Origin of the sequence: Shewanella cyperi, assembly GCF_017354985.1 — a bacterium.
Taxonomy (GTDB): domain Bacteria; phylum Pseudomonadota; class Gammaproteobacteria; order Enterobacterales; family Shewanellaceae; genus Shewanella; species Shewanella cyperi.
Genome location: NZ_CP071501.1, coordinates 1,664,100 through 1,688,250, shown reverse-complemented (window position 1 = coordinate 1,688,250; position 24,151 = coordinate 1,664,100). Strand labels below are relative to the sequence as shown.

Annotated in this window: 24 protein-coding genes and 1 riboswitch; of the genes, 5 read left to right on the top strand and 19 right to left on the bottom strand. The window is 57.8% G+C overall.

The window, feature by feature from the left end:
* The first annotated feature begins 44 nt into the window (after positions 1 to 44).
* Positions 45 to 863 (top strand): substrate-binding periplasmic protein, encoded by an 819-nt coding sequence (locus JYB84_RS07155; protein WP_207322731.1) that lies wholly within the window; start codon positions 45 to 47, stop codon positions 861 to 863.
* 57 nt (positions 864 to 920) lie between these two features.
* Here the strand turns inward: JYB84_RS07155 and JYB84_RS07150 are convergent, their stop codons facing one another.
* The 5 genes from JYB84_RS07150 to JYB84_RS07130 form a co-directional block, all read right to left on the bottom strand.
* Positions 921 to 1,322, bottom strand: a complete 402-nt coding sequence (locus JYB84_RS07150) for a hypothetical protein (RefSeq protein ID WP_207322730.1) — start codon at positions 1,320 to 1,322, stop codon at positions 921 to 923.
* A 44-nt stretch (positions 1,323 to 1,366) separates the two neighbouring features.
* Positions 1,367 to 1,819: a GNAT family N-acetyltransferase gene (locus JYB84_RS07145; protein WP_207322729.1), complete on the bottom strand. Its 453-nt coding sequence runs from the start codon at positions 1,817 to 1,819 to the stop codon at positions 1,367 to 1,369.
* Positions 1,820 to 1,852: 33 nt separating this feature from the next.
* Positions 1,853 to 2,452 (bottom strand): GNAT family N-acetyltransferase, encoded by a 600-nt coding sequence (locus JYB84_RS07140; RefSeq protein WP_207322728.1) that lies wholly within the window; start codon positions 2,450 to 2,452, stop codon positions 1,853 to 1,855.
* 129 nt (positions 2,453 to 2,581) lie between these two features.
* A complete protein-coding gene (locus JYB84_RS07135) occupies positions 2,582 to 3,196 on the bottom strand; it encodes a 2OG-Fe(II) oxygenase (RefSeq protein ID WP_207322727.1) in 615 nt (204 codons plus the stop codon).
* A 204-nt stretch (positions 3,197 to 3,400) separates the two neighbouring features.
* Positions 3,401 to 3,898 carry a GNAT family N-acetyltransferase gene (locus JYB84_RS07130; RefSeq protein ID WP_207322726.1) on the bottom strand — a complete coding sequence of 166 codons (498 nt, stop codon included), beginning with the start codon at positions 3,896 to 3,898 and terminating at the stop codon, positions 3,401 to 3,403.
* Between the two features lie 103 nt (positions 3,899 to 4,001).
* On the opposite strand from JYB84_RS07130, the gene JYB84_RS07125 reads away from it, so the two are divergent.
* Both JYB84_RS07125 and JYB84_RS07120 read left to right on the top strand, forming a co-directional pair.
* Positions 4,002 to 4,613, top strand: a complete 612-nt coding sequence (locus JYB84_RS07125) for a chemotaxis protein (RefSeq protein ID WP_207322725.1) — start codon at positions 4,002 to 4,004, stop codon at positions 4,611 to 4,613.
* A gap of 20 nt (positions 4,614 to 4,633) precedes the next feature.
* Positions 4,634 to 5,365, top strand: a complete 732-nt coding sequence (locus JYB84_RS07120) for an oxygen-binding di-iron domain-containing protein (protein ID WP_207322724.1) — start codon at positions 4,634 to 4,636, stop codon at positions 5,363 to 5,365.
* Here JYB84_RS07120 and JYB84_RS07115 read toward each other — a convergent pair.
* The 9 genes from JYB84_RS07115 to hinT all read right to left on the bottom strand — a co-directional run bounded on the left by JYB84_RS07115 (position 5,362) and on the right by hinT (position 13,903).
* Positions 5,362 to 5,910, bottom strand: coding sequence for an NAD(P)H nitroreductase (locus tag JYB84_RS07115; RefSeq protein WP_207322723.1), 549 nt, complete (start codon positions 5,908 to 5,910; stop codon positions 5,362 to 5,364). The two genes, JYB84_RS07120 and JYB84_RS07115, sit on opposite strands and share 4 nt — an antisense overlap.
* 76 nt (positions 5,911 to 5,986) lie before the next feature.
* Positions 5,987 to 6,595 (bottom strand): HvfX family Cu-binding RiPP maturation protein, encoded by a 609-nt coding sequence (locus tag JYB84_RS07110; protein WP_207322722.1) that lies wholly within the window; start codon positions 6,593 to 6,595, stop codon positions 5,987 to 5,989.
* A 56-nt stretch (positions 6,596 to 6,651) separates the two neighbouring features.
* On the bottom strand, positions 6,652 to 7,494 hold the full coding sequence (locus JYB84_RS07105; protein ID WP_207322721.1) for a DUF6279 family lipoprotein: 843 nt from the start codon (positions 7,492 to 7,494) through the stop codon (positions 6,652 to 6,654).
* Between the two features lie 634 nt (positions 7,495 to 8,128).
* On the bottom strand, positions 8,129 to 9,091 hold the full coding sequence (locus JYB84_RS07100; protein WP_207322720.1) for a phosphotransferase: 963 nt from the start codon (positions 9,089 to 9,091) through the stop codon (positions 8,129 to 8,131).
* Positions 9,088 to 9,729, bottom strand: coding sequence for a nicotinamide riboside transporter PnuC (gene pnuC, locus JYB84_RS07095; RefSeq protein WP_207323135.1), 642 nt, complete (start codon positions 9,727 to 9,729; stop codon positions 9,088 to 9,090). Before pnuC ends, JYB84_RS07100 begins: the two co-directional genes overlap by 4 nt.
* Positions 9,730 to 9,746: 17 nt before the next feature.
* On the bottom strand, positions 9,747 to 10,007 hold the full coding sequence (locus JYB84_RS07090) for a YkoF family thiamine/hydroxymethylpyrimidine-binding protein (RefSeq protein ID WP_207322719.1): 261 nt from the start codon (positions 10,005 to 10,007) through the stop codon (positions 9,747 to 9,749).
* A gap of 56 nt (positions 10,008 to 10,063) precedes the next feature.
* Positions 10,064 to 12,295 carry a TonB-dependent receptor gene (locus JYB84_RS07085; RefSeq protein ID WP_207323134.1) on the bottom strand — a complete coding sequence of 744 codons (2,232 nt, stop codon included), beginning with the start codon at positions 12,293 to 12,295 and terminating at the stop codon, positions 10,064 to 10,066.
* 50 nt (positions 12,296 to 12,345) lie between these two features.
* A riboswitch (TPP riboswitch) is annotated at positions 12,346 to 12,451 on the bottom strand.
* Between the two features lie 103 nt (positions 12,452 to 12,554).
* Positions 12,555 to 13,550 carry a PaaI family thioesterase gene (locus tag JYB84_RS18520; RefSeq protein ID WP_207322718.1) on the bottom strand — a complete coding sequence of 332 codons (996 nt, stop codon included), beginning with the start codon at positions 13,548 to 13,550 and terminating at the stop codon, positions 12,555 to 12,557.
* Positions 13,550 to 13,903, bottom strand: coding sequence for a purine nucleoside phosphoramidase (gene hinT, locus JYB84_RS07075; protein WP_207322717.1), 354 nt, complete (start codon positions 13,901 to 13,903; stop codon positions 13,550 to 13,552). The genes JYB84_RS18520 and hinT overlap by 1 nt, the downstream gene beginning before the upstream one ends.
* Positions 13,904 to 14,127: 224 nt before the next feature.
* Here hinT and JYB84_RS07070 point away from each other — a divergent pair, with 224 nt between their 5' ends.
* Positions 14,128 to 15,888: a M61 family metallopeptidase gene (locus tag JYB84_RS07070; RefSeq protein ID WP_207322716.1), complete on the top strand. Its 1,761-nt coding sequence runs from the start codon at positions 14,128 to 14,130 to the stop codon at positions 15,886 to 15,888.
* A 138-nt stretch (positions 15,889 to 16,026) separates the two neighbouring features.
* Here the strand turns inward: JYB84_RS07070 and JYB84_RS07065 are convergent, their stop codons facing one another.
* Entirely contained in the window at positions 16,027 to 16,656 is a 630-nt protein-coding gene (locus JYB84_RS07065; RefSeq protein ID WP_207322715.1) for a LuxR C-terminal-related transcriptional regulator, read from the bottom strand.
* Between the two features lie 266 nt (positions 16,657 to 16,922).
* Between JYB84_RS07065 and JYB84_RS07060 the strand changes: the two genes are divergently transcribed.
* Positions 16,923 to 17,828 (top strand): cytochrome b/b6 domain-containing protein, encoded by a 906-nt coding sequence (locus tag JYB84_RS07060; RefSeq protein WP_228290905.1) that lies wholly within the window; start codon positions 16,923 to 16,925, stop codon positions 17,826 to 17,828.
* Here the strand turns inward: JYB84_RS07060 and JYB84_RS07055 are convergent.
* From JYB84_RS07055 to nirB, 4 genes are read right to left on the bottom strand one after another with little or no spacing between them, the layout of a single operon-like run.
* Positions 17,811 to 19,604, bottom strand: coding sequence for a bifunctional protein-serine/threonine kinase/phosphatase (locus tag JYB84_RS07055; RefSeq protein WP_207322714.1), 1,794 nt, complete (start codon positions 19,602 to 19,604; stop codon positions 17,811 to 17,813). The genes JYB84_RS07060 and JYB84_RS07055 overlap by 18 nt on opposite strands.
* Positions 19,605 to 19,655: 51 nt before the next feature.
* Positions 19,656 to 21,119 (bottom strand): NarK family nitrate/nitrite MFS transporter, encoded by a 1,464-nt coding sequence (locus tag JYB84_RS07050; protein ID WP_207322713.1) that lies wholly within the window; start codon positions 21,117 to 21,119, stop codon positions 19,656 to 19,658.
* The gene (nirD, locus tag JYB84_RS07045) at positions 21,119 to 21,448 is read right to left on the bottom strand and encodes a nitrite reductase small subunit NirD (RefSeq protein ID WP_207322712.1); all 330 of its coding nucleotides are present in this window, start codon (positions 21,446 to 21,448) and stop codon (positions 21,119 to 21,121) included. The genes JYB84_RS07050 and nirD overlap by 1 nt, the downstream gene beginning before the upstream one ends.
* Positions 21,445 to 23,994 carry a nitrite reductase large subunit NirB gene (nirB, locus tag JYB84_RS07040; RefSeq protein ID WP_207322711.1) on the bottom strand — a complete coding sequence of 850 codons (2,550 nt, stop codon included), beginning with the start codon at positions 23,992 to 23,994 and terminating at the stop codon, positions 21,445 to 21,447. The genes nirD and nirB overlap by 4 nt, the downstream gene beginning before the upstream one ends.
* Between the last annotated feature and the right edge of the window lie 157 nt (positions 23,995 to 24,151).

Below are 24,151 nucleotides of genomic sequence, written 5' to 3'. Positions count from 1 at the left end.
ATATTTATGCCATAGCTGTGCAGCCATTAAAGAAGGAAATGCTGTTGCGATTACCTCCGGGACTGAGCTATCTGCTGTTATCCTTGCTACTTTTGGCTGGCAGGGTATCGGCCGAGCCGATAAAGGTCATCGTTGGCGGATATCCCTTTCCTCCTTATGTGATAAGCGCAGGAGAAGCCACCAAGGGCTTGGTACCGGATCTGTTGGCGCTGCTCAATCGCACCCAAAAAGATTTTCAATTCGAGTTTGTGCCCACCAGCATAGAAAATCGCTACCAGGCATTCGAAATGCATCGCTTTGATTTGATCCTGTTTGAAAATCCAAAGTGGGGCTGGCAACACATAGCCAATCAGACCGTGGCCCTTGATGTGCAGGATGGCGAACCCTATATCGCCCTGAGCCGCAAGGTGAAAGATGACAGCTATTTCGACAATCTCGCCGATAAGCGTTTGGTTCTGGTGCGGGGCTATCACTACAGCCTGACCGAGTTCAGTTCAGACGAGCAATTCATCAAAAGCCGGTTTCTCGCCTCCCTGGTACCCAGCAATGAGGCCGCCATCAAGGCGATACTGCGTGAGCGGGGGGATGTGGCTCCTGTCACCTGGTCTTATCTGCAGTATTACCTGGCGCAGCATCCGGAGCAGCAGGACAAACTGACGGTATCCCAACGCTGGGATCAGCGTTATCAACACTATGCCCTGGTCCACCCGGAAAGCCCCATCAAATCGGCGACACTGCTGCGCCTGTTGGCCAAGGTGCAGCAGGATCAGGCATTTCATCAGCTACTCAGTCAATATCATCTGCTTTCCCAATCGGGGAACAGTGTGCCTGTGGGCACTGTCGCCATCCCGAAACAGAAGTGATGGCGCCAAATCCGTAATCAGGCACAACAAAAAGGAGACCCCAAGGTCTCCTTTTTATTACATCTTTGACATGACCCAGTAGTCCAGCCGCGCCTCCGGATTGGCAAGTATGTCTTTGCATTGATCCTTGTATTTGGCCATCAAGGTCGCCAGGCTGCTGGAGCCGGCAAGGGAAGCTACCTGGCGTTCACGGGCTTCCTTGAGCATGGCGTCCACATCCGAACCTTCGGCATATTTTCCGGCCAGCGACAGGGTATCGGTCGCGGACTGCTTGAGACGTTCACCGACCACCTGCATTTGCGGCGCGTCCTTCATGGCACTGATGGCTTCGGAGCTTATCTGATAATAGGCCGCGCAATCCACCAGCTCATTGGCAAGGGCCTGCTCGGCCTCACCGGCATGGGCACCGACACTCAGGAAAAATACAGCCAGCGTCAGGGCCTTTTTGTTTGGAGACATAGGTATTCCTCATCAGGGTTAATGAGGTCAAACTACTTTAGCCGTCATTGAATATCAAGGTGATAGCTGAAAAATCCCTGCTCCCTGACAAAGCCCTGGGCCTGGTACAGGGCCTGGGCGCGGGTGTTGTCCACCGCGGTTTCCAATTTGATGACGGCTATGCCCCGATCCCTGGCACAGGCCTTGACCTGGGCCAGCAAGGCCTTGCCCACGCCAACACAACGGGCGTATTGAGTCACATACAGATCATTGAGAATAAAGATGGGCCTGGCCGCAATGGATGAAAAGCTGGGATAGATCTGGGCAAATCCCAGCCCCAGACCCTGCTGATCTGTGGCAATGAACAGCAGCGAAGATGACTCGGCCATCCGTGCGGCAATAAACCCCCTTGCCCGCTCCGGATCCGCTTGCTGACCATAAAACTGCCGATACTCGTCAAAGAGCGGCGCCAGTTGATCCAAATGTTCGCTGCCGGCCTGCTGTATCCTGAACGTCATAGTCTTGCATCCCTGTTGGCTATGGCGACCGGACTAGTGTGCGGTCTGAAATTGCTGTAAGCGAAAACGCAGGTTCTGCCTCACCGCCGGCCATTCACTGTCAATGATGGAAAACACCACGGTATCGCGCACCGTGCCGTCTTTCAGCAGCTGGTGATTACGCAAGACGCCATCCTGCTTGGCTCCCAAGCGGGCAATGGCCGCACGGGAGCGCTGATTGTGCCAATGGGTGCGAAACTCCACCGCCATCACATCCAGCACCTCGAAGGCATAACCGAGTAATAGCAGCTTGGTTTCGGTGTTAATGCCTGTGCGCTGGGCGCGTTTGGCATACCAGGTGTAGCCAATTTCAAGACGACGGTTTGGCTGATCCCAATTGCAAATACGGGTACAGCCGACCACTTCACCACTGTGCTTGCATCGGACCACAAAAGCCAGCGCCAGACCCGCCGCTTCCTGGGCCAGGGCCTTTTCCACATAGGCTTTCATCTCATCCGGATGGGGGGCACTGGTGTACCAAATCTGCCACAGTTCGCCATCGGCCACCGCCAGGCTGAGCGCCGGCACATGATCCAATGACAGGGGTTCCAACACGACCAGTTCGCCATCAAGGCAATTCGAACTTGTTACCATATCCAGGCAGACGCCTCCATTTACCTCAGTCTGCCTTCTTTGTAACAAATGCGAGGGGGGGATGAACAGCAAAATTCCATTGAAAATTATGAATTTTTTATTCAAACCAATCGAAAGTCTGACACCTGTTCAGAATCCATGGCGACTGCCGGCAACCCGGAACCAACCGGCAATGCTGGCCCGTCTGACCTTGGTGGGCAGCACCTCGTGGGGGAAGCGTTCGGACAGAAATATCACCAATTTACCGTGAGTTGGCGCCACAGTTTCCAACAGTTGCTGCGTTTCATCATAAATAAGCAACTCGCCACCCTGCCCCGGTTGCCAATCGGGGTTCATAAAATAAACCGTGGTCAAAATGCGGTTCTGGCTCCCCTTGAGGGCATCCACATGTTTGCGGTAAAAAGCGCCGGGTTCGTACAGGGCATAGTGGCTTTCATAGTCAAACAGGCCCAGAAACAAGCGACGGTTGAGCCCCTGCTTGAGCTGCTCCATCAGATCGAGATAGTGACTATCGGGTTCGTAATGGGTTTCAAGCCAGCGGATCTTGTCCCTGCGTATATCCCGGTTAAGCTGCTGCTCTGCCCCACGGCCTATGGCCGCCGGACGCAATTCTTCCTCAAGCAGACAACGCCGCAGCGCATCGGTCAACTCAGCAGGAAATACCTCGGATAAGCATAAATAGCCTTTATCCACCAACGCATCCGCAATCACATCCAGCACCGCTTCACTTAATTGCGAAACCATACATGCTACATCCAATAAGAGACTACGCTTTTTCTGTACTCAAAGGCCGGGAGGGGGAAGGCCTGATTTTTCGAGGTAGGGCGTTAATACAAGCCAGCCCCTTTGGAGGGCAAAGAGACTGACTCAAACAGAAACCGGCGGAATTCTAGGGGATAAACAGGAAATAAGCAATCTGTTAATTTTTCTTAAAATCAACAACCTACATCATTTATAGAGCGCAACCTCGTGGGGGATATTCGGCAAAGTGATAAGGTGCTGATATTTAAGCCCCAACTTGAGCAACAATTGGATGGACGCCTGATTATCGGGATTGACTATGGCCACCACGGGATGGATACCCTGCTCAACAGCAAAGGCCATGGCGGCCCTCGCCGCTTCAAAGGCATAGCCCTGACCTTCAAAGGCCGGCAACAGCGCATAACCTATATCCACGTGCGGCAGGGTATCGCGGCGAATGAGGCCACACAGCCCCAGCGCCATGCCATCAAGGCTGCGCTCCATCAGCCAAAGGCCGAAGCCGTTCTGTGCATAACTGGCAATGGGGCCATCCATCAAATACTGGCGGGCCTGTTCCAGGGTACGCACACCCCGATCGCCGATATTGGTAATAAAACCCTGGGTGTTGAGTAATTCCAGCATAAAAGCGGCATCGGCGGCTGTCAGTTCCCGCAGGCGCAATCGCTCAGTGATTATGGGTTCCATCTGTATTCCCGGCATTGTGGCTCAGTTACTTCATATTGCCTTTGGCACTACCATTTTTCCAGTACTGGCTATACTTTAGCCGTCACCATAGGGATAAAAGACAATGAAAGACCTGATACAAGGACGCAGACCCTACTACGTTACGGCAGCCATGGTCGCTGCCGAGCTCAATCAGACCCTGGGCTGCTGCAAGGAAATCAATTTAACCGCCAGCAACGCCCAGGCCGCCTCGGCTCGCATCGGCAGCGCCGCTCTGGGCTTCAAGGCCCTGACCCATTACATAGATGAGCTGGCCGGGTACACCAAAAAGGCCGCCAATGACATCAACCAACTGGCCGGAGATGCCAGCAAGTTGGCGACCCAAACCGCCCGCACCGCGTTGGCCCTGAGTCACTTCCATCTGGCGCAGCGCAAGGCCGCCGATGCCAGATATCACGCCAGCATGAACGAGGCCATAGAGCAGACCGAACACAGCCTCAGCGAACAGGAACAACAATTTCAGCGCATTCTCGACCGGATGCAGGGGCAACTGGCGGATCTCAAACAATCCCTGCGCGGTGCCACCGCCCTCGCCTCCATCTGCCGGGTGGAGGCCTGTCGCATCGACAGCCGCTCCCAGGCCATTTTCGTGGACGTGGCCAACAAGGTCGACACAGTGGCGGCCCAAATCCGCCAGCGGGTAGACCGCGCCATTTCCCTGTTTGATTCCCATTAACCCATACCAAGGAAGGCAATATGAAAAGCCAGTTACTGGTGGAGACCCCGACACACAAGTGGTTGTATTTTGGCCGGGATCCTGAAAAAAATGACAAAATTATCGATACCAATCAGTACCTGGTCCAAAGTGGCAATCAATCACTCTTGATGGATCCCGGCGGCATTGAGCTGTTTGCTCCCATGCTGGCCAGTCTGGTACGCCACCTGCCGGTGGATCACCTCACTTATCTGTTCGCCTCCCACCAGGATCCGGACATTATCTCTTCACTGGGTCTGTGGGACCAAACCCTGCCCAAGGCCAAGCTGTATGCCCCCTGGTTATGGGAGGGCTTTATTCGCCACTTTGGTATGCACAACATCAGTTACGAGCCGCTGGACGACAAGGGTGGCAAGCTGCAGGTCGGTGAGGTGGAGTTGCAGTTTATTCCAGCCCATTACCTGCACGCCTCGGGCAACTTTCATGTGTACGATCCCGTGGCCAAAGTGTTGATGTCGGGGGATGTGGGCGCCGCCCTCGAAGGGGCTGAAGCGGATATCTTCGTCGATGATGTGGCCAGTCACATACCCAAGATGGCCTATTTCCATCAACGCTGGATGCCATCAAACCGCGCCAAGAATGACTGGGTCGCCAGGGTGCGGGAGCTCAAGATTGACTATCTGTGCCCACAACACGGGCGCATCTTCCATGGCGAACAGGTCCAGGAGTTTCTGGACTGGTTCGCCAAGCTGGAAGTGGGGATCGCCGTCTAGAGCCAGCGGGCAAAAGCGCTGCCATCACGGGTCGACTTGATGGGCGCCACCACTGCCGGAGTGCCAAGATAGAGAAAACCCACTATCTGATCCTGCTCACCCAGCCCCAGGGCCTGATTCACATTGGCATCGAAGGCGAAGTCACCGGTGCGCCAGATCCCGCCGAGCCCCTGGGCGAAGGCCGCCATCTGCATCGCCATGGCGGCACAACCTGCCGCCAGTTGTTGCTCCAGCACAGGCACCTTTGGATGGGGTTGGCACCGGGCCACCACGGTGATGACCATGGGCGCACGGTACACCATGGTTTGTGCCTTGTTGAGCGCCGCTTCATCTGCGCCACGGGCCTTGGCCGCCGCCACATAAATGGCGGCCAAACGGTCCAGCCCTTCACCTGTGGCTATGATAAATTCGTAGGGATTGAGCCCGGCATGATCCGGTACCCGCGCCGCAGCATCCAGAATGACTTGCAGTTGTTGCTCATCGGGAGCCGGTGCCACCAGGCGCGGGCAGGACTGACGGGTCAGCAGCAGTGTCTTCGCATCCACTCTTATAATCCTTGTGATCTGTTTTGAAGGGGCAAGGATACCAAATTCCCCCGCCCAAAAGCGTAAAAATCTGCAATCAGTTCCGGGTGTTACCAAAGCGCCGCGCCAACCAATAGTCCAGGCTGCTGTAGCGACCGCCCCCCATGGCAAACAGCGCCAGCAACATCACAAAATAGGTCATCGCAAACTCAATACCGTTGTTGAGTACCACAAATTTACCGCTGCCGGTGAGCCAGTCATAGTTGCCGTATTCCTGCAGGATCTCCCTGGCCCGCGCCAGGCGCTCTGCCGAGGCCATGACCTGTTCATTGGCAAGCCAGCTGGAAGGGTCGGCAATGGCCAACCAGCCATTGCCCCAATGCACTGTGATTGCCGCCACCAACATGGTCACCATCAAGGGCACGGCAATCAAACGGGTGCCCAATCCCAGCAGCAGCAATATGGCACCGAAAAACTCGCTGCCGGCTGCCAGAGCCGCCATCAGCTCTGGAAACGGCAGTCCCAGGCCCCAGTCCGGATTGGCAAACCAGGCCACGGTATCCTCAAAGTGACTCAGTTTGTTGTAGCCCGCCTGCAAGAGGATCGGTGCCAGATAAAGGCGCAATAACAGCGGGCCGCAGCTTTCCCCCGTCACACGGGCAAAAGCAACGAATTGATTCAGGCTGGAGGTGATAAAGTTGAGCATGTGGACCTCAGGGCTAAGGAAATGTCATGCTGCAACTGACCCGGCAATAATGGCATTTATTGCGCGTCAGCCGCCAATTCACGCAAATCTTCTATCAGATCATCGTATTCCCGCCACAGTTTGCGGCGCTGTTTGTCGGATAAATCCTGGTAAATATCGAGCACCAGACGGCCGAAGTTCTCGGTGTTCTGCCTTACAGCCTGCTGGTGCGCCTCGGACTTGAGACGCTGGGGGGAGGTCATCAGCAGTGTCATGCGACAGCGCAGCAGCGCCGCATCCTGGCGCTGATTCAGGGCCTGCTCAAACTGCCTGAGCCACTCATGGCGGTACTCCAGCCACATATCCAGGGTGGCCAGACGATTGGCGTTGCTGTTATGGATCAAGGCCTTTTGCCGCTCGCTGAGCTTGCCAAGCCACTTTTCTGCCTGCTCCTGCAAGCTCTTGTCGGATTCTTTAACCAACTGCTCCTGGGTCTTGCCCTGATATTCTTCGGCCAGTTCGGCCTCATCCTTGCGCAGCTGAGCAATGATTTCATCCACCTGAGCTTGGTTAAAGCTCTGGATCAGTGGCAGCAGGCCTTCAAGCCCATAGTCAAACAACCTGAACCAATGGGCCTGGGCTCTGTCCATATGCTCGGCCCACAGCGCCGGGGTCAGGGTGCCCTGCTGCAGTTGTGTCTTGAGTTCGGTCAACTGCTCAGCGTAACGGTTAAGCTCCTCGCGTCTGTGCCACTTAAGGAAATTGTCAAGCAGCACATCGAATTGGTGCTGTTGGTTCCGGTCCAGGGTCACATAATCATCCAGTTGCCATTCGATGGCCCAGTCGAGAAAGTAATAGGACATCTTGGTGGAACATCCCACCAGAAAACACAGCATCAGTACCACCAGGGCACGCTTCATGGACAAGCTTCCTTGTTGTTCCGGAAAAATCAGACTAATGCAAGGCTAACAAGTGAACGGAAGCAAGGCTATCAATGCGAGCGAGTCAGGCACTGGCCAATTGTAAGTATCTGTTAAACCAAAGCAGAAACACCGAGTCGTTACTGCCGGCCGCCATCAACAGCGCCCGGCATATGACAGCAAGATTCGCTGTGCATGGAGAAGTGCCGGGTCAAATACCGACTCAGGCGCTGGCAAGTTGCAGGTATCTGTCAAACCACAGCAGAAACACCTTGTCGTTACTACCGGCCGCCATCAGCAGTGCCCGGTATTTGGCAGCAAAATACCCTGTGCATGAAGAGAATCAAGTCAAATACCGACTCAGGCGCTGGCCAGTTGCAGGTACCTGTCAAACCACAGCAGAAACACCTTATCCTGGCTCCCTGCCGCCATCAACAGTGCCCGGCATATGACAGCAAAATACCCTGTGCATGGAGAGAATCGAGTCAAATACCGACTCTGGCGCTGGCCAGTTGCAGGTATCTGTCAAACCACAGCAGAAACACGAGATTGCCACTGCCGGCCGCCATCAACAGCGCCCGGCATATGACAGCAAAATACGCTGTGCATAACGAAAACCAGATCAAATGCCGGCTCAGGCGCTGGCCAGTTGCAGGTATCTGTCAAACCAAAGCAGAAACACCTTATCCTGGCTCCCTGCCGCCATCAACAGCGCCCAGATGGCGGCGAAATACCAGTGCATGGCCAGGGCATCCCCCAGCAGAGTGGCATCTTCCGGCTGCAACTGTGGATGCCAGGCCAGATAATCCTGCGCCAATGCGCTGCGCTCTGCGGCGCTCAACTGATGGGATGCCAGCACGGTCGCCAGATCCCACAGCGGGTGGGAGGCACAGCTGAATTCAAAGTCGATGCAAAAGAGTCGGCCTTCATGATGCAGGAGATTGAGCGGCGACAGATCCCTGTGGACATATTGCAGTGGCAGATACCTGTGCTCCAAACGCGCCAGGTGAGCTTCGATAGCAGGCAGCCTCGCTTGCAACTGCCCATGGGCCCTCGCCCACTCGCTGTCCGCATCCGGGCAGCTTAACGAACAGTCTAACGAACAGCCATCCAAGGCCTCCTGATAATCCTGCCACTGCTGGCTGAACCCCTTGTGATTGGCGGGCACGGGCAAGGTTGCCAGGCCTTGAAGCAGTTCAAACAACAGCCCTGTCCGAGTCGAGCGCTCAGGCTCGAGATCATGCTCTTGCTCGGTATCAGCTGTGTGCCACTCACGCCAGGCCAGTTCGGTATTGAGCTCATGCCAGTTGCCGTCCTCAAGCCAGGGGGCCAGATAACACTGGCCATCAGTGCTGACGGCTAATAATTTGGGGGCCAGACCGGCATCGCTGGCCTGACGCCAGTTGGCGGCTTCAAAGTCCCGCTGGCAAAAGGCGCTGCTGGCGGCTGAGTTAACCCTGAGCACCCAATGACTGTCACCAAGGCTGAGGCGATAGTTACTGTTGCTGAGTCCCAGGGTCAGGGGCTCAACAGTGGCCTGTGCCAATCCCTGGGCAGCGACAAAGGCCAAGGCATTGGCCGGCAGCACCGACGTCATCTCGTGACCGCCTCGGCTTCCTCGGCCATGGTGTTGCGCCAGAGGAAGAATCCACCCACCGCCAGGCCCACGTAAAGCACAAACAACAAGGACGTCAGCATCAGCCCCTTGCTGAGGTAGAGATAAATGGAGACCAGATCAATCACCACCCAATAGAGCCAGTTTTCCAACACTTTGCGGGCCACCAGATAGGTGGTCATCACGGCAAAACAGGTGGTGGCAGCATCCAGATAGGGAAAAGAGGCCTGGGTGTAGGTTGCCATTAGATAGCCCACGGCCAGGCTGACGATGGAGGTCAGCGCAATCAAGCGTAAATGGGTTGCCAGCGGCCAACTGCACACCTGCACCCCGTGGTGTCGCTCCCCGCCCCTGCTCCATTGCCAATAACCATAGAAGGCCATGGCCATGTAATACACATTGAGAAAAGATTCCATCAGCAACATCACCTTGAAAAACAGCACGGTATAAATGGCGGTGCTGAGGAACGCCGCCGCCCAGCACCAGACACTGGCGCGCATGGCAAGCAGCAGATACGCCAGCGCCAACAGCACGGCCACACCTTCCCACACCGTCATGGCGTGCATCTCACCGAGCGCCGTTTGCAAGGGGGTCATCAGGGCGCCAAACCAGGCCGTCATTGCTTCTGCCACGTCCGTCACTCGCTGTGGCCCAGATCCAGGGCGCCACCGATAAATTTACAGACAAATACTGCCTTGCCGAACTGCTGGTGGGCGGCCTGCATCTCGGTGGCCAACATCTGCATCACCTCGGCATAGTCCCCAACCACCTGGGTCGCCATGGCATTGGTGCGGCGCTCAATATTGGGATAGCTGTCCAGGCGCTGGATAAACCAGCGGATGGGAGCCACATAGTCTTCCTTAAGCGGGTACATGCTGATTTCGGCTGTCAGTTTCATTACTTTTTCCCTCCGGCGGGCCCAGCGGTTAACCGGGCCCGCCTGTTTTCTGCGGATTACATCAGGCGCAAATCAAAGGTCAGGCCAAAGGCCCTTGGATCGCCATAACGTATGTATTGCTTATCGGCCCAACCATTGTCCGGCTCGTTGCCGAAGTAGAAGCCACGGACGCCGTATTCCTTGTCCAGCAGGTTGCGCCCCCAGAGATACACAGACCAGGCATCGGCCTCGTAACCCATTCTGGCGTTCACTACCCCATAGCCTTTGGACTTGGAATCATTGGAGTCAGAATAGTAGAACTGGCTCTTGCCGTTGGCATTGAGGTTGACAAAGAAACCGCGATCGCTGCGCCAGGTGCTACCGACCGCCCAGGTCCAGTTGGGGGCATGGGCCAGCTCGCGGCCGCTGAGATCCACCTCGCCGCCATACTTGTCCTGATAGCTGTAGTCACCGTATTCGGTTTGCAGATAGCCGACACTGCCGTAGAAGTGCAGGTTGTCGCTGGCGTACCAGTTACCTTCCAGCTCGGCGCCGTAGTTGCTGGAGCTGCCGGCGTTTTCGGTAAACAGAATAAAGCGCTGCGGCTTTTCGGGATCCTGCTGGGAAGCGGATACCTGTTGATCTTGTCTGTCCATGTAGAACAGCGCCAGCTTGGTGTCGGCGTTGCCCTCGAAGAAGCTGGATTTGAGACCGATTTCATAGTTGTAGAGGATCTCGGTATCAAACTCCTTCTTGTCGGCCAGCTCCACCGGCAGCGACATGTTGAATCCGCCGGCCTTGTAGCCTCGGGCCAAACGCAGATAGAGATTGTGGCTGTCGTTGAGGGCCTTGCCCAGGGCAATATGACCGCCCCACATGGTTTCTGACGGGTCAAAGGCATCACCGGCATCGTCGCTGTACTCTGCATGACGACGCTCCAGACGCGCACCGACCGACAGGTTGTAACCCTGGCCGAGATCGCTGTCGAGCTGGCCAAACAGTGCCAGGTTGCGGGCCTCGTAGCTGGAGATCAGCATTTCATCGGGCCAAGCGTTGTAGAAGGACTCGGTGTTATTGTCCTCCTTGAGATCCATGCCGTAGATCCCCAGCAGCCAGTCGGTGCTGCCATCGAAAATGCGGCCCGCATCCGTGCTGGTCAGACGAAATTCCTGGGACACTGTGGCCCTGTCACCGCGCTTGTCCCAGGTGTAATCGTATTGACAGGGCAACAGCTCCTCATAGTCGCCGTTCTCGTTGACATCGTAATCATCGACGCACTGTCTTGCCGCCCAGAATTCTGGGTTGGCCCAGTCGCCGTCATAGCCATGGTGATGATCGGTGGCGGCGTAGGAGGTGAGCGAGGTCAGTTCGGCCCCCTCAATATCGGTGAAATGCAGCTTGAGACCTATGCCTGTGCTGCGCTGATTATCTGTGCCCGGCGCATCGGTCAGGGTATCGAAACCATTGTTGTCCAAGGTCCAGGCATCGTAACCGTTGTCAAAGTTGGCGTGCATCAGCACCAGATCGGCCTGGGTGGTGTCGCTGGCGTACCAGCGAAATTTGGCCCGCAGCGACAGTTCGTCACGCTCGTTGGTGTCACTGCGGTCAAGATACAGGTTGTCCCTGAAGCCGTCCTGATAGTGTTTTTCCAGTGCCACCCGATACAGCAGTTCCCCCGAGTCCATCATGGGGCCTGAGCTGAAACCGCTGAAGGTGCGCAGATTGTCATTACCCAGCGACACCCGGGCGCCGTGCTCAAAGGTCTCTGTGGGGTCCTTGCTTTTCAGGTAAATCAGACCGGCAAGGGCGTTGGCGCCGTAGCGGGTTCCCTGGGGGCCGCGCAGCACTTCCGCCTGCTGCATGTCGTACATACTGGACACCATACCCAGACCCGACAGGTCGATATCATCAATCAGGTAGCCGATGGAGGAGTTGGGCGCGCCCTTGTATTCTTCCTGCTCGCCAACACCGCGAATTTGGAAATAGCGGGGTCTGGAAGTACCGCCTGACCAGTTGAAGTTGGCCACAGTGCCGAGCAGATCTTCAAAATGACGGGCGCCCTCATCCTCGATTTTCTGCGCATCTATCACGGTCACACTGGAGGGAATTTTTTCCACCGCGATACCGCGAAAATCGGCGGTCACCAACATGACTTCCATCGCTTCGGGATCGGCACCGGCCTTGTCGGATGGCGCGTCGGCGGCCTGAACAGCAACCGAGCCCAGGGCAGCCGCAATCGCCAGGGCCACAGGCGCCTTGGTCAGCAGCGGAGAAGAAAAACTTTTACTGAACGATGTCTTGCTCAAAATAGGACCTCAAATGTCTGGTTTGAGATCCGGCAACGCTTTAGCGGATTAGAAGTGTGCAGATGGCCCATTCCTACGCCGGTATCAGCCGGATCAGGTTCTAAGGGTTTGTCATGTGACATCTCAGTCTGCAATCGGCAGACACCCCTTGGCAGCGACGATTATACCCGAGTCAAAAAGCAAAGTGATACTTTTGTTGCAAGCCATCAATGAAAATCGGCGCCCGGTCACGGCGCCGATTTCAGCACTTCAAGGCCGTCGCTCAATCGATGAGGAAGTGGGCCCTGGCGGTGGACACCAGCTGCTTGCGGTTGGTCTGCCAGCAGTTGATGTTGACGTTGGCTACCCTGCGGCCCTGACGGGTGATTCGGCACTCGGCAAAGGTGTCTTTGTGGTAACCGGCCCTCAGGTAGTCGATGGAGAAATCCACCACCTTGGGCACCCTGGAGGTCTGCATAAACACCATCAGCTGCACTATGGCAGACATTTCCATAAAGCCGGCAATCACACCGCCGTGGATGGCCGGTACCACGGGATTGCCTATGTTGGTGTCTTTCGCCGGCAGGCGGAACACCAGCTCATCACCAAAACGCGAAGCCTCCATGCCGATAAAGCGGGCATAGGGCACCTGCTCCAGCAGGGGGCTGAAGTCGTTGAGTTCGGTTACCTGACGCACTATCTGCTTCACATCCAGGGCCGCGGCGGCGCCATCCCCGGGTTTCTGGGCTTCGGCCTGCAGGCTTTGCACCTGTGGCCCCAGCACATGCCCAGGCTCCAGCAGCGCCTGGCGGAATTTCTCACCCACCATTTCCGGACTGATGCGCATAAAAGCCCCCACCGCGTGGGCGATTGGCTTATCTATGCTGTCCTGGTAGGCGATGGCGCGGGTAAAGGCGATGTTGGATGACAGGCGGTAACACTCGGCAAAACCGTAGACGCTCTTGTTGGGTTCGGCCGGGCGCATGTAGTCCACCCGCAGATCCAGAGTGGGTGAAATCTCCAGCGAACCGAATTGCTGCTGAATGGCACAGACCACGGCGCAGCCGCAGGCGGTGTCCATCAAGGTGGTGATCACCCCGCCGTGGATAACCCCGGTGTCCGGATAGCCAATCAAGGCGCGGCTGTAGGGCAGCTCAATCAGCACATGGTGCTCGCTGGCCTCCAGTACCGACAAGCCCAGGCGCCGGCACTGGGCCAGCTGATTGACAAAACGGCTGGCCAGCTCGGTCAGGGGAAAGAACTCGGGATTGACCTTCATCAGCGCAGGCTCACCATGGGGCCAAGGGGCGCGCCACCCAGCAGGTGCAGGTGAATGTGATACACCTCCTGCCCACCGTGCCTATTGCAGTTCATGATAATGCGGTAACCGTCCTCAGCAATGCCGGCCTCGGCGGCAAGCTTGGCCGCCACTGTCACCATACGGCCCAGAGCCAATTCATCCGAGGCCTTGACGTCATTGGTCGTTGGGATCAGGTGATTGGGCACGATAAGAATGTGGGTCGGCGCCTTGGGATGAATATCGCGAAACGCGGTCACCAAATCGTCCTGGTACAGAATTTCGGCGGGAATTTCACGGCGAATAATTTTGCTGAAAATGGTTTCTTCGGCCATCTTGGACTCCGACTGGGGCTGAGTGATGATAGTTAGGCTTCTGCCATAGAATTCAATGACATTATAATAGCAAGCCAGCGCCTTGCGCGAGCGGCACAGGCAGGCGAATCAAGACGATTTTCCCTTTCGCGGCCCGGATTGAGCTGGCCAGACCGCAGGGCGTTTGCGTCACAGCGGCTTTTTTGGCAGCATGGCGCCACTGAATTTCCCCAGGATTTATACCCATGATCCATTATCAGATTGACGCTTGCGATCCCAAGGCACACCTGTTTTCCGTTACCCTGCTGCTGAGCCAACCGGCGAAAAACCAGCGCCTCACCCTGCCCGCCTGGATCCCCGGCAGCTACATGGTGCGCGACTTCGCCCGTAACCTGATTGGTCTGAGCGCCAGCACCGCAGGCCACAAGGTCGGAATTAGCCAACTGGACAAACAAAGCTGGCAGCTCGACTGCGACGGCACTGCGCCGGTCAGCATCAAATATCAGGTCTATGCCTTTGACCTCTCGGTGCGCAGCGCTCATCTCGACATGACCCACGGCTTTTTCAACGGCTCCAGCGTGTTCCTGGCGGTGGAAGGTCAGGAGCAGCTGCCCCACAGGGTCAGCATCAGCGCGCCCAAGGACAGCGCACTGGCCCACTGGCGCCTTGCCACCACATTGCCGCGCTCAAGCGGCGAGGCCTGGGGCTTTGGCGAATTCGAGGCCGAAAGCTACGATGCCCTTATCGATCATCCGGTGGAGATGGGTGATTTCACCCTGGCAAGCTTTGAGGCCCGCGGCGTGCCACACCATGTGGTGCTGAGCGGTCGCCATCGCTGCCACATGGACCGCCTGTGTCAGGATCTCAAGGCCATCTGCGAAACCCAGATAGACATGTTCGCCACCCCGGCGCCCTTCAGTGAATACCTGTTCATGACGACCGTGCTGGACAATGGCTTTGGTGGCCTGGAGCACCGCAGCTCCACTGCTTTGGTATGCTCACGCAAGGATCTGCCCCTCACCCAGGACGCCGAGGTCAACCGCGACTACCGGGTGTACCTGTCCCTGTGCAGCCACGAGTACTTTCACAGCTGGAACGTCAAGCGCATCAAACCCAAGCGCTTTTTGCCATATGAACTGGCGGCCGAGAGCTATACCCGTCAGCTGTGGGCCTATGAAGGCATCACTTCTTACTATGACGATCTGCTGACCCTGAGGGCCGGCCGCGTGGATGTTGGCCAGTATCTGGACATGCTGAGCGAGACCATGACCCGGGTCTACCGTGGCACTGGCCGCTTCAAGCAGAGCCTGCTGGATTCCAGTTTCAACGCCTGGACCAAGTTCTACAAACAGGATGAGAATGCCCAGAACGCCATCGTCAGCTATTACACCAAAGGCGCCCTGTTTGCCCTGATGCTGGATCTGGTGCTGCGCCGCGATGCCGGCAAGTCCCTCGACGATGTGATGCGCCTTTTGTGGCAGCGCCACGGCCTGACTTCCATAGGCACGGATGATGACACCCATCAGCAACTGGTGAGTGAACTGCTGGGACGGGATGCCGCCGAGCTGTTTGCCTGGCTTGATAACACAGAAGATTTGCCGCTCGCCGAACTGCTGGCGGAATTTGGCGTCAGGATGGAGCTCAGGGCCGCCTCGGGTCAAAGCGACAATGGCGGCGGCAAGCCAACACCACTGAAGCTGAGCCTGGGCGCCAAGTACAAGGCCGAGGGCCTGGGGGTGCGCATTCAGACGGTCGCCGAGGGCGGTGCCGCCCACAGTGCCGGACTCAGCGCCGGCGATCTGCTGATCGCCGCCGATGGTTTGCAGGTCAATGGCAACTTTGAAAGCCTGCTGCAGGGCTTTGAGCCAGGCGGTGAAATCACCCTGCACTGGTTCCGCCGCGACGAGCTGATGACGGGCTCGCTGCCGCTGCGCTCAGCGCCACTGGATACAGTGTCGCTGCACCTGGAAGATGAAAGCAAAATCAAGGCCTGGCTCGACTGTTAAGCCCTGGGCCATAAAAAGCAGACAATAAAAAACGGGGCCTAGCCCCGTTTTTTATTGTCCTGAACCAGAGTGCTTTTTATAACTGCACCTGTTACAACTGCACCTGTTACAACTGCACCTTTCTACAACTGAACCTTTCTACAATTGAACCTCGTGCAGATGGGTCTGGGCCCAGGCGATGGCCTGGCCACGGCTTGATACCCCAATCTTGCGGAAGGCGCGGTACAGGTGAGTCTTGATGGTACTTTCGCTGACAAACAGCTGATTGGCGATATCCAGATTGGTGCTGCCGGATAACAGCGCCTGCAGCACCTCACGCTCGCGAATGGTCAACCTGTCGCTGTCCAGCTCAGCTTCATCGGCACCATTGCCCTGCAGTGTGGCCGGGATCTGGCTGCGGCCCTTGAGGATTTCCCCCAGACCTTCGCTGATGTCCGCCAGACTGGCATCGGCGTAAAACACCCCCGCGGTCACAGACTGATGGATCAGGAAGCGGCCATCCACCTGACGGGGAAAATGGACAAAGATCACCTTGATCCCGGCGTGTTCACGCTCAATCAGGCGTTGCAGTTGATAGGCTTTTTGCAGATCCACTGTAGCCAGATCCATCACCACCAGGGACACCTGGCTCTGATACAGACGATCGGCCATGTCTTCGGGCTGAACCTTGGCGAGCTTGACCAAAAATTCCTGGGGCCATCTGCAATCAAGCAGATCCGCCAGCAATTGTGAACGCGACACCACCATCCAGTGAATGATTTTGAACATATATACAACCTCCGTGTATGTCCGGCAAAGACCATGATGTACCGGAACCCATCCTAGCATAACGGCAAAAAGTTACACTAAATCGACAGCTTATGCCAACAGAATTCATTTTGGCAGTCTGCTGTGCCGCAAAAGCTCCCATCTCCGACATCAGGGCCAAGGTCCACGCACCGGGCTTACCACCATGGGCGTGGGAGCGGCTAATATTAAGCTGTCCCCGGTTCAAAGAGACGCCAGGACTTTTTTATTCCGGCCCCCCCAAGCCTATGATGAAACTCTTGCCACCACAACAAGACATCGACATGGATATGGACAAGGACATGGACAAGAACACCACAGCCCCCGAAAACAAACCGGCAGAATTTCAGGTGCACGAGTACCGGGTCTGGCCACTGCCAGTGCGAGTGTTTCACTGGTTAAATTTCTTGCTGGTGCTGATGATGACAGTGCTCGGGCTCTTGATGCTGTTCCGAGGCGAGCTTGGCATGAATGGCACAGACGCCAGAGTGGGACTGAAGACGGCCCACGTGCTGGTGGGTTATTGTTTTGTCGCCAACCTGCTCTGCCGCTTGCTCTATGGCCTGTTTGCCCGGGGCTATGGCAGTCTGGGGCAACTGTTCCCCGGCCCTGCCACCATGAAAAAACTCAAGGCCTACCAAGCCACACTGGCCCGGGGCGAATCGCCCCAGTATCTGGGTCACAACCCCAAGGGACAGTTGGCAGTGGGGGCCATGGTGCTGCTGATGCTGCTGATTGCCACCACAGGCCTATTCCGAGCCGGGACCGATATCTATTTTCCGCCCTTTGGCAGCAGTATCCAGCAGCAGTTGGTCAGGGATGGCGAAGATCCCGCCGCCATCAAGCCCTATGACAACACTTTTGTGGATCCCGCTAAAGCCGAAGCGCTCAAGCCGCTCAAGTCCATGATAGGCACAGTGCACCTTAACGGCGTTTTTTGCCTGTGGCTGCTCGCGCTGCTGCACATCACCGCCGTCATTTACACAGATTGCCGACGCCAGGGCGGACTTATTTCTGCCATGTTCTCGGGCAAGAAGTGGCTGCGGGACGCACCGGCCGATGCCCCCAACTCACATTCAGGCAAGGGGCTATTAACCAAAGAACTATCAACCAAAGAACTATCAACCAAAGAGCTATCAGGCAAGCAGCAGTAGCAGCAAGAGCAATATGATCAAAAGCTGCGCCAGGCAAAGACTGCGGTAGAACTGCTCGGGAGCACGGGCCGCCCAGGGTAAGGGCCCTTGTGCAGCCACAGTTGGCGTCGACAGGGCCAACCAGAATTCGTGGCTGTCGGCAAAGCGCTTGTCGGCATCAAGGGACAGAGCCCGCTCCAGCGCCCTGTCCACCCAGCCCGGCAGCGACGGGCAAAGGGCCTGGGCAGGGATATACTCCAGCCGTTGGTAATCTTTTTGGCCCTGACAACCCGCCAGCTTGCCCGCAAAAGGCAGCTCGCCGGTAAAGAGTTCATAGGCCAGCACCGCCAGCGAAAACAGATCCGAGCGCACGTCGGCCCTGCCGGTCAGCACCAGCTCCGGCGCCGAGTATTCGGCTGTGCCCAGCACCTGTTCCCGTTCAATGGGACTGTGTATTTCCTCGACGCCACGCACCAGCACACTGCCAAAATCGATGATCTTGACCCGGCCATCGGCACATACCAAGAGATTGTCGGGTTTGAGATCCCTGTGGATCATATCCTTGCGGTGAAAGGCCCGCAGCCCCTGCTCTATCCGTCCTATGACCCTGAGTTTCTCCTCAAAGCCCGGACGACAGGCCTTCGCCCACTCGGTCAGGGTCAGGCCCTCGCACCACTCGCTCAGGGTATAGAGCGCCGTCTGCACGCCCTTGGGACGGACGTGGCGGATCACACCCGGGTGACTCAAGCGGCTGCCAATCCAGCTTTCCAGCAGGAAACGCTCAATGTAGGCGCCATCATCGATAAAATTGACCGAGGGGGTTTTCATGGCAAAACGCTCGCCACTGGCCTCATCCTGCACCAGATACACCTGACTGCGGCGGCTCTCGTGCAGAATGTGCAACACCCTGAGGCCGTCCAGGCACTGCCCCGGCATCAGGGGCGGTGGAAACGGCAGCTCCGACAGTTGCTGAAACATAGACTCACGGGTGACAGCGGGCAGCTGCTGTACTCTGAGGCACAGGCAACTCAGGTTATCGCCACTGCCATTGGCCAGCGCCCTTTGCACCAGGGTTTCGCTGAGTTTGTCCAGTGCAGCTTCGCTGTCGAGCGCAGCATTACGGTCGCGGTCACGCTGGAGTTCATCAATAATCTGCCTGTCACTGAGGCTGCCATGGACCCCGTCGGTCAGCAGCAGAAAGAGATCCCCCTCCTCCAATGCCAGCACCCGGTGATCCAGCTCCAGACTGGCATCCAGCCCCAGCGCCCGGGTGAGAAAATGGCCACCGCTTAGTCTGTTGCCCACGCAATGATCCCGCGACAACCGCTCCAGTTGGCCACGGCGATAGCGATAGAGTCTGGCATCCCCCACGTGGAAGAAAAAGGCGCTGCGGGATTTGAGCACCAGGGCGCTGAAGGTACAGACAAAGCCGCGCCCCGCGTCCCGGTAGTCTCGCCCCCGCCCTAGCAACCAGTGGTTGATGGCACCTATCACCTTCTGCGCCGCCGTTTCCACTCCCCAGCTTTGGGGCGTGCTGTAGTAGTCACCAAGAAAGGCGGATACCGCCACCCGCGCCGCTTCGCCGCCCCCTTCGGCGGCGCTGACCCCATCGGCGATTACGGCGGCCACCCCCTTGGTGGCCCCCAGTCCCTCCGGCGGCAAGCGCACCCCCAGGGCATCCTCATTCTCGGCCTTGCGCCCGGCACAGGAAAAGGCCCCGGCTATCACGCTCGGGGCATGCCCCAGGGGCAAGTCCATTTTCTCTGCTGCGCTTAAGTTCTCTGCTACTGCACTCAAGACCTGTCCTCAACCGACACTGATGAGTCCTCAACCGACACTGATGAGTCCTCAACCGACACTTATCAGTGTCACCCGTCCGTCCGCATCCACCTCGGCCATGTGTCCCTTGGGCTCGGTCATAAAGGCCAAACACAGCAGACCAAACAGCGCCGACACCGCAATGGCATAGAAAAATGCCTCCACCGACACCAGGGAGTAGAGGGTCAGGAAAAACACTGCCCCCACGTTGCCATAGGCCCCCGTCATCCCGGCTATCTGGCCCGTCAACCTGCGCTTGATAAGGGGCACGGCGGCAAATACCGCGCCTTCCCCCGCCTGCACAAAGAAGGAGCAGGCCATCACGGCGGCCACCGCCAGTGTCAGTGGCCAGTCACTGCCTATCTGGGCCAGGGTGAAGTAACCGACGGCAAGGCCCGTGGTGAGAATAAGCAGCACTGTCTTGCGACCAAACTTATCGGATAGGTAGCCGCCTCCGGGGCGCGACATCAGGTTCATAAAGGCATAGCTTGAGGCCACCATCCCCGCCTCGGCGAGCCCCAAACCAAAGGTGTCGCGGAAAAACAGCGGCAACATGGACACCACCGCCAGCTCAGAGCCGAAGGTGGAGAAATAGAGCACGTTGAGCACAGCCACCTGACGGAAGGAATACCGTTCGTACTCGGGCACCGGCTCATGGAAAATCTTGCGGTTGACCCTGAAGGTCTGACGCAGATCCACTGCCAGCACCAGCAGCAAAAAGGCCACGCACAGCATGACACTGGTGCTGCCGAGCAGGCCGACGCCGCTGGGGGACAGCTTCCAGCACAGCAACAACAGGGTGGCGTACATGGGTAACTTCATCAGGCACAGCAGGTAAAAGTCGCCCTTGCTGGTGACTTCCATGGCGCCGGAATGCTTGGGTTTAAAGTAGGTTGAACCCTTGGGGGTATCGCGCACGCCCCAATAAAAGGCCGCCCCGGCCGCCAGGCACAGCAAGCCCGACAGGCCCACGGCATAGCGCCAACCATCGTCACCGCCAAACCAGAGGGCAACCAGCGGCAGGCAAAAGGCGGCAGCCGCCGAGCCGAAATTGCCCCAGCCACCGTAAATCCCCTCGGCGGCGCCCAGTTCCCGCGCCGGGAACCACTCACCTATGATACGGATCCCCACCACAAAGCCGGCGCCGATAAAGCCCAGTAAAAAGCGCGACAGGGCCAGTTCGGTGAAGTTTTCCGCCAGCGCAAAGGCAAAACAGGGCAGACTGCAAAGCAGCAACAGCGCCGTGTACACCCGGCGGGGGCCATAGGCATCGGTCACCATGCCTATAATGACCCGGGCCGGAATGGTCAGGGCCACGTTGAGGATCAGCAAGGTCTTGACCTCTTCCTTACTGAGCCCCAGGCTCTGGGCTATGGGCCCCAGCAGCGGCGCCGCATTGAACCAAACCACAAAGGTCACGAAAAAGGCAATCCAGCTCAGATGCAGCACCCGCATGCGACCGCTGAATGAAAAGAGGTTGAATCTGTTGTCCATTATGCGCCCTCCCCGGCCAGCCACACCCCTGCTGCGTCGGCTTTCACCACAATGGGGATGGCATTGAGCTCTGTGTCTTCCAGGCATTCACCGGTTGTCAGATGAAAATGTTGTTTGTAAAGGGGCGAGCAAACATACAGCTCCCCCGCCAGCTCGCACACCTGGCCCCGGGCGAGCAGGCTGACGCCTGTGGCCGGACAGCGGTTATCCAGGGCGTACAGGCCGCGGTGGCCCAAATTGAAAATCGCCACCGGACGGCTGCCGAGCCAGGCTGCAACACCGGCGCCCTCGGGCAGGGCTTCTTTTTCACACACTTGGGTCCAGTTCATGACAACTCCTTGATATCAATTCGCAAATCTTTGGCCTGGGCTGGGGTCAGCGGCATTTTCTGGCCCCTTACCCTGCGGTAGGGCAGCTCAGGCGCAGCGGTTGGTGCTGGATTGACAAATTCCACAAAGCGGCGCCGGATGGCGGGATCTTCGATGGCGGCCTTCCACTCACAGCGGTAGCTGTCCACCAGCTGCTGCATGCGGCGACTGAGTTCTGCCCCCAGCCCCAGGCTGTCTTCCAGCACCACCCGGCGCAGATAGTCGACGCCACCTTCGAGGGACTCGAGCCAGACCGAGGTGCGTTGCAGCCGATCGGCGGTGCTGGCGTAAAACATCAGTATCCTGTCGATACAGTCGATGAGTGCTTCGTCGGACAGATCACTGGCAAACAGATCAGCGTGGCGGGGCCGCATGCCGCCGTTGCCCCCCACATACAGGTTCCAGCCCTTGTCGGTGGCAATCACCCCTATGTCCTTGCTCTGGGCCTCGGCGCATTCCCGGGCACAACCGGATACCGCCAGTTTGAGTTTGTGTGGCGAGCGCAGCCCCTTGTACCTGTGCTCGAGGGTGATGGCCATGGACACCGAGTCCTGCACCCCATAACGGCACCAGGTGCTGCCGACGCAGGACTTCACGGTGCGCAGGGACTTGCCGTAGGCATGACCTGTTTCAAAGCCGGCCTCCACCAGCACTGTCCAGATGGCCGGCAGATCCTCGAGGCGGGCCCCGAACAAATCGATACGCTGGCCGCCGGTGATCTTGGTGTACAGATCAAAATCCCGGGCCACCTCCCCCAGCACTATCAGTTTTTCCGGGGTGATTTCGCCGCCGGCGATGCGGGGCACCACAGAGTAAGTGCCGTCCTTTTGCAGGTTGCCGAGGAAGGCATCATTGGTGTCCTGCAGCCTGGCCCTGTCGTCCCCCAGCACATGATCGTTATGCAGGGTGGCGAAAATGGAGGCCGCCACCGGCTGGCAGACGGCGCAGCCATAGGGATGGGCGCCGGGGCGTCCATGGCGTGTCAGCAGGGTCTCGAAGTCTTTGATCTCTTCCAGGGCGCACAGGTGAAACAGCTCCTGGCGGCTGTAACCGAAATGGGGGCAAAGGGAGCTGTCGCGTGCCTTGCCGGCCTCGGCCAGAGCGGTGTCGAGAATTTTCTGCACCTCGGGACCACAGCCGCCGCAGCCGCTGGCGGCCTTGGTGCAGCGCTTGATGTCGCCCAGGGTTTCACAGCCGTCCTTGACCGCCTTGACTATGGCGCTGTGGCTTACCTGATGGCAGGAGCACACCAGGGCATCGGCGCTGGTGCTGGCAGGCTCACCCAACAGCAGCGCCGCCGGGCTGCCGTCGATGACGCTGCCCCCGAGGTAGCGGCCAAGCAGGCGCCCATAGTCGCTGGCATCACCCACCAGCAATGCGCCGGCCAGCCTGGTGCCGGACTCGTCGAGCCAGAGTTTTTTGTAGACGCCCGTGACCGCATCACTGAACTCCACAAAGGGCAGCTCGTCGTTGCCGCGACTGTTGCCTATGGCGCCCACGTCTATGCCCAGCAGTTTGAGTTTGGTACTCATGTCGGCCCCGACAAAAGCCTCGGGCAAGGCGGCGCCGAAGGCATCATGCATCAGGGTGTCGGCGGCAATGCGGGCCATTTGATAGCCCGGGGCCACCAAACCGAAAATCCTGTCCTGCCAACTGGCACACTCGCCGATGGCAAACACCCCGGGCGCACTGGTGCGCATCAGGCCATCGACGGCAAATCCCCCCCGGGCGCCCAGGGCCAACCCGGCGGCCTTGCCAAGCTCATCGAAGGGGCGAATACCGGCGGAAAACACCAGCATATCGGTTTCCAGGATTTCGCCGTCGGTGAAGGACAGCCGCAAGCGGGCGGTTTCACCGTCGAGGATGGCACTGGTGGCCCTGGCGGTATGCACCGACACCCCAAGGGCTTCAATCTTGCTGCGCAGCAGCTCGCCGCCTTCGGCATCCAGCTGCACCGGCATCAATTGGGGGGCAAATTCCACCACATGGGTCTTGAGCCCCAGGCTCTTGAGCGCATTGGCCGCCTCCAGTCCCAACAGACCGCCGCCTATGACCACCCCGGAGCGGGAGTCCCTGGCCGCCGCTTCGATGGCCAGCAGATCCTCTGTGGTGCGATACACCAGGCAGGCCTCCTTGTCGGCACCGGGAATGGGCGGCACGAAGCCGTAGGAACCTGTGGCCAGCACCAGATGGTCATAGGCCAGGGTCTCGCCGCTATCCAGGGTCAACTGCTTATCTTCCGGGTTCAGCGATACCACCTTGCAACCCAGCTTCAGCTCAACGCCCCAGGCCCGGTATTGGGCCTCGGTGCCAAGGGCCAGCTCATCCAGGGCCCGGCCCTGAAAATAGGACGACAACTGTACCCTGTCGTAGGCAATCTGGCGCTCGGCACCTATTACCAGCAAGTCCCAGCGGCCTTGCCAGCCCTGCTCACAGACATATTCAACAAAGTGGTGCCCCACCATGCCATTGCCGACCACGACGACCCGGGGTTTGTGATTGGACATAAGACCTCCAGAAAACAAAAAAGGCACCTGCTCCGGTAATGGGAGCGAGGCGCCTTTGCCATAAGATTCAAATTGAGTGGGGCGGCTTGGCGCCCCGAATTGACCGCAGGTCAGGCTTACCGAACGTTGGAAGCCACTTTTCATAAGGCACAGACCG

Excerpts from the sequence above, each read along its gene's own strand:
- JYB84_RS07150 (WP_207322730.1), bottom strand. The coding sequence starts at position 1,322 with ATGTCTCCAAACAAAAAGGCCCTGACGCTGGCTGTATTTTTCCTGAGT.
- JYB84_RS07145 (WP_207322729.1), bottom strand. The coding sequence starts at position 1,819 with ATGACGTTCAGGATACAGCAGGCCGGCAGCGAACATTTGGATCAACTG.
- JYB84_RS07140 (WP_207322728.1), bottom strand. The coding sequence starts at position 2,452 with ATGGTAACAAGTTCGAATTGCCTTGATGGCGAACTGGTCGTGTTGGAA.
- JYB84_RS07135 (WP_207322727.1), bottom strand. The coding sequence starts at position 3,196 with ATGGTTTCGCAATTAAGTGAAGCGGTGCTGGATGTGATTGCGGATGCG.
- JYB84_RS07130 (WP_207322726.1), bottom strand. The coding sequence starts at position 3,898 with ATGGAACCCATAATCACTGAGCGATTGCGCCTGCGGGAACTGACAGCC.
- JYB84_RS07125 (WP_207322725.1), top strand. The coding sequence starts at position 4,002 with ATGAAAGACCTGATACAAGGACGCAGACCCTACTACGTTACGGCAGCC.
- JYB84_RS07120 (WP_207322724.1), top strand. The coding sequence starts at position 4,634 with ATGAAAAGCCAGTTACTGGTGGAGACCCCGACACACAAGTGGTTGTAT.
- JYB84_RS07110 (WP_207322722.1), bottom strand. The coding sequence starts at position 6,595 with ATGCTCAACTTTATCACCTCCAGCCTGAATCAATTCGTTGCTTTTGCC.
- JYB84_RS07105 (WP_207322721.1), bottom strand. The coding sequence starts at position 7,494 with ATGAAGCGTGCCCTGGTGGTACTGATGCTGTGTTTTCTGGTGGGATGT.
- JYB84_RS07100 (WP_207322720.1), bottom strand. The coding sequence starts at position 9,091 with ATGACGTCGGTGCTGCCGGCCAATGCCTTGGCCTTTGTCGCTGCCCAG.
- pnuC (WP_207323135.1), bottom strand. The coding sequence starts at position 9,729 with ATGACGGCCTGGTTTGGCGCCCTGATGACCCCCTTGCAAACGGCGCTC.
- JYB84_RS07090 (WP_207322719.1), bottom strand. The coding sequence starts at position 10,007 with ATGAAACTGACAGCCGAAATCAGCATGTACCCGCTTAAGGAAGACTAT.
- JYB84_RS18520 (WP_207322718.1), bottom strand. The coding sequence starts at position 13,550 with ATGAAGGTCAATCCCGAGTTCTTTCCCCTGACCGAGCTGGCCAGCCGT.
- hinT (WP_207322717.1), bottom strand. The coding sequence starts at position 13,903 with ATGGCCGAAGAAACCATTTTCAGCAAAATTATTCGCCGTGAAATTCCC.
- JYB84_RS07070 (WP_207322716.1), top strand. The coding sequence starts at position 14,128 with ATGATCCATTATCAGATTGACGCTTGCGATCCCAAGGCACACCTGTTT.
- JYB84_RS07065 (WP_207322715.1), bottom strand. The coding sequence starts at position 16,656 with ATGTTCAAAATCATTCACTGGATGGTGGTGTCGCGTTCACAATTGCTG.
- JYB84_RS07060 (WP_228290905.1), top strand. The coding sequence starts at position 16,923 with ATGATGAAACTCTTGCCACCACAACAAGACATCGACATGGATATGGAC.
- JYB84_RS07050 (WP_207322713.1), bottom strand. The coding sequence starts at position 21,119 with ATGGACAACAGATTCAACCTCTTTTCATTCAGCGGTCGCATGCGGGTG.
- nirD (WP_207322712.1), bottom strand. The coding sequence starts at position 21,448 with ATGAACTGGACCCAAGTGTGTGAAAAAGAAGCCCTGCCCGAGGGCGCC.
- nirB (WP_207322711.1), bottom strand. The coding sequence starts at position 23,994 with ATGTCCAATCACAAACCCCGGGTCGTCGTGGTCGGCAATGGCATGGTG.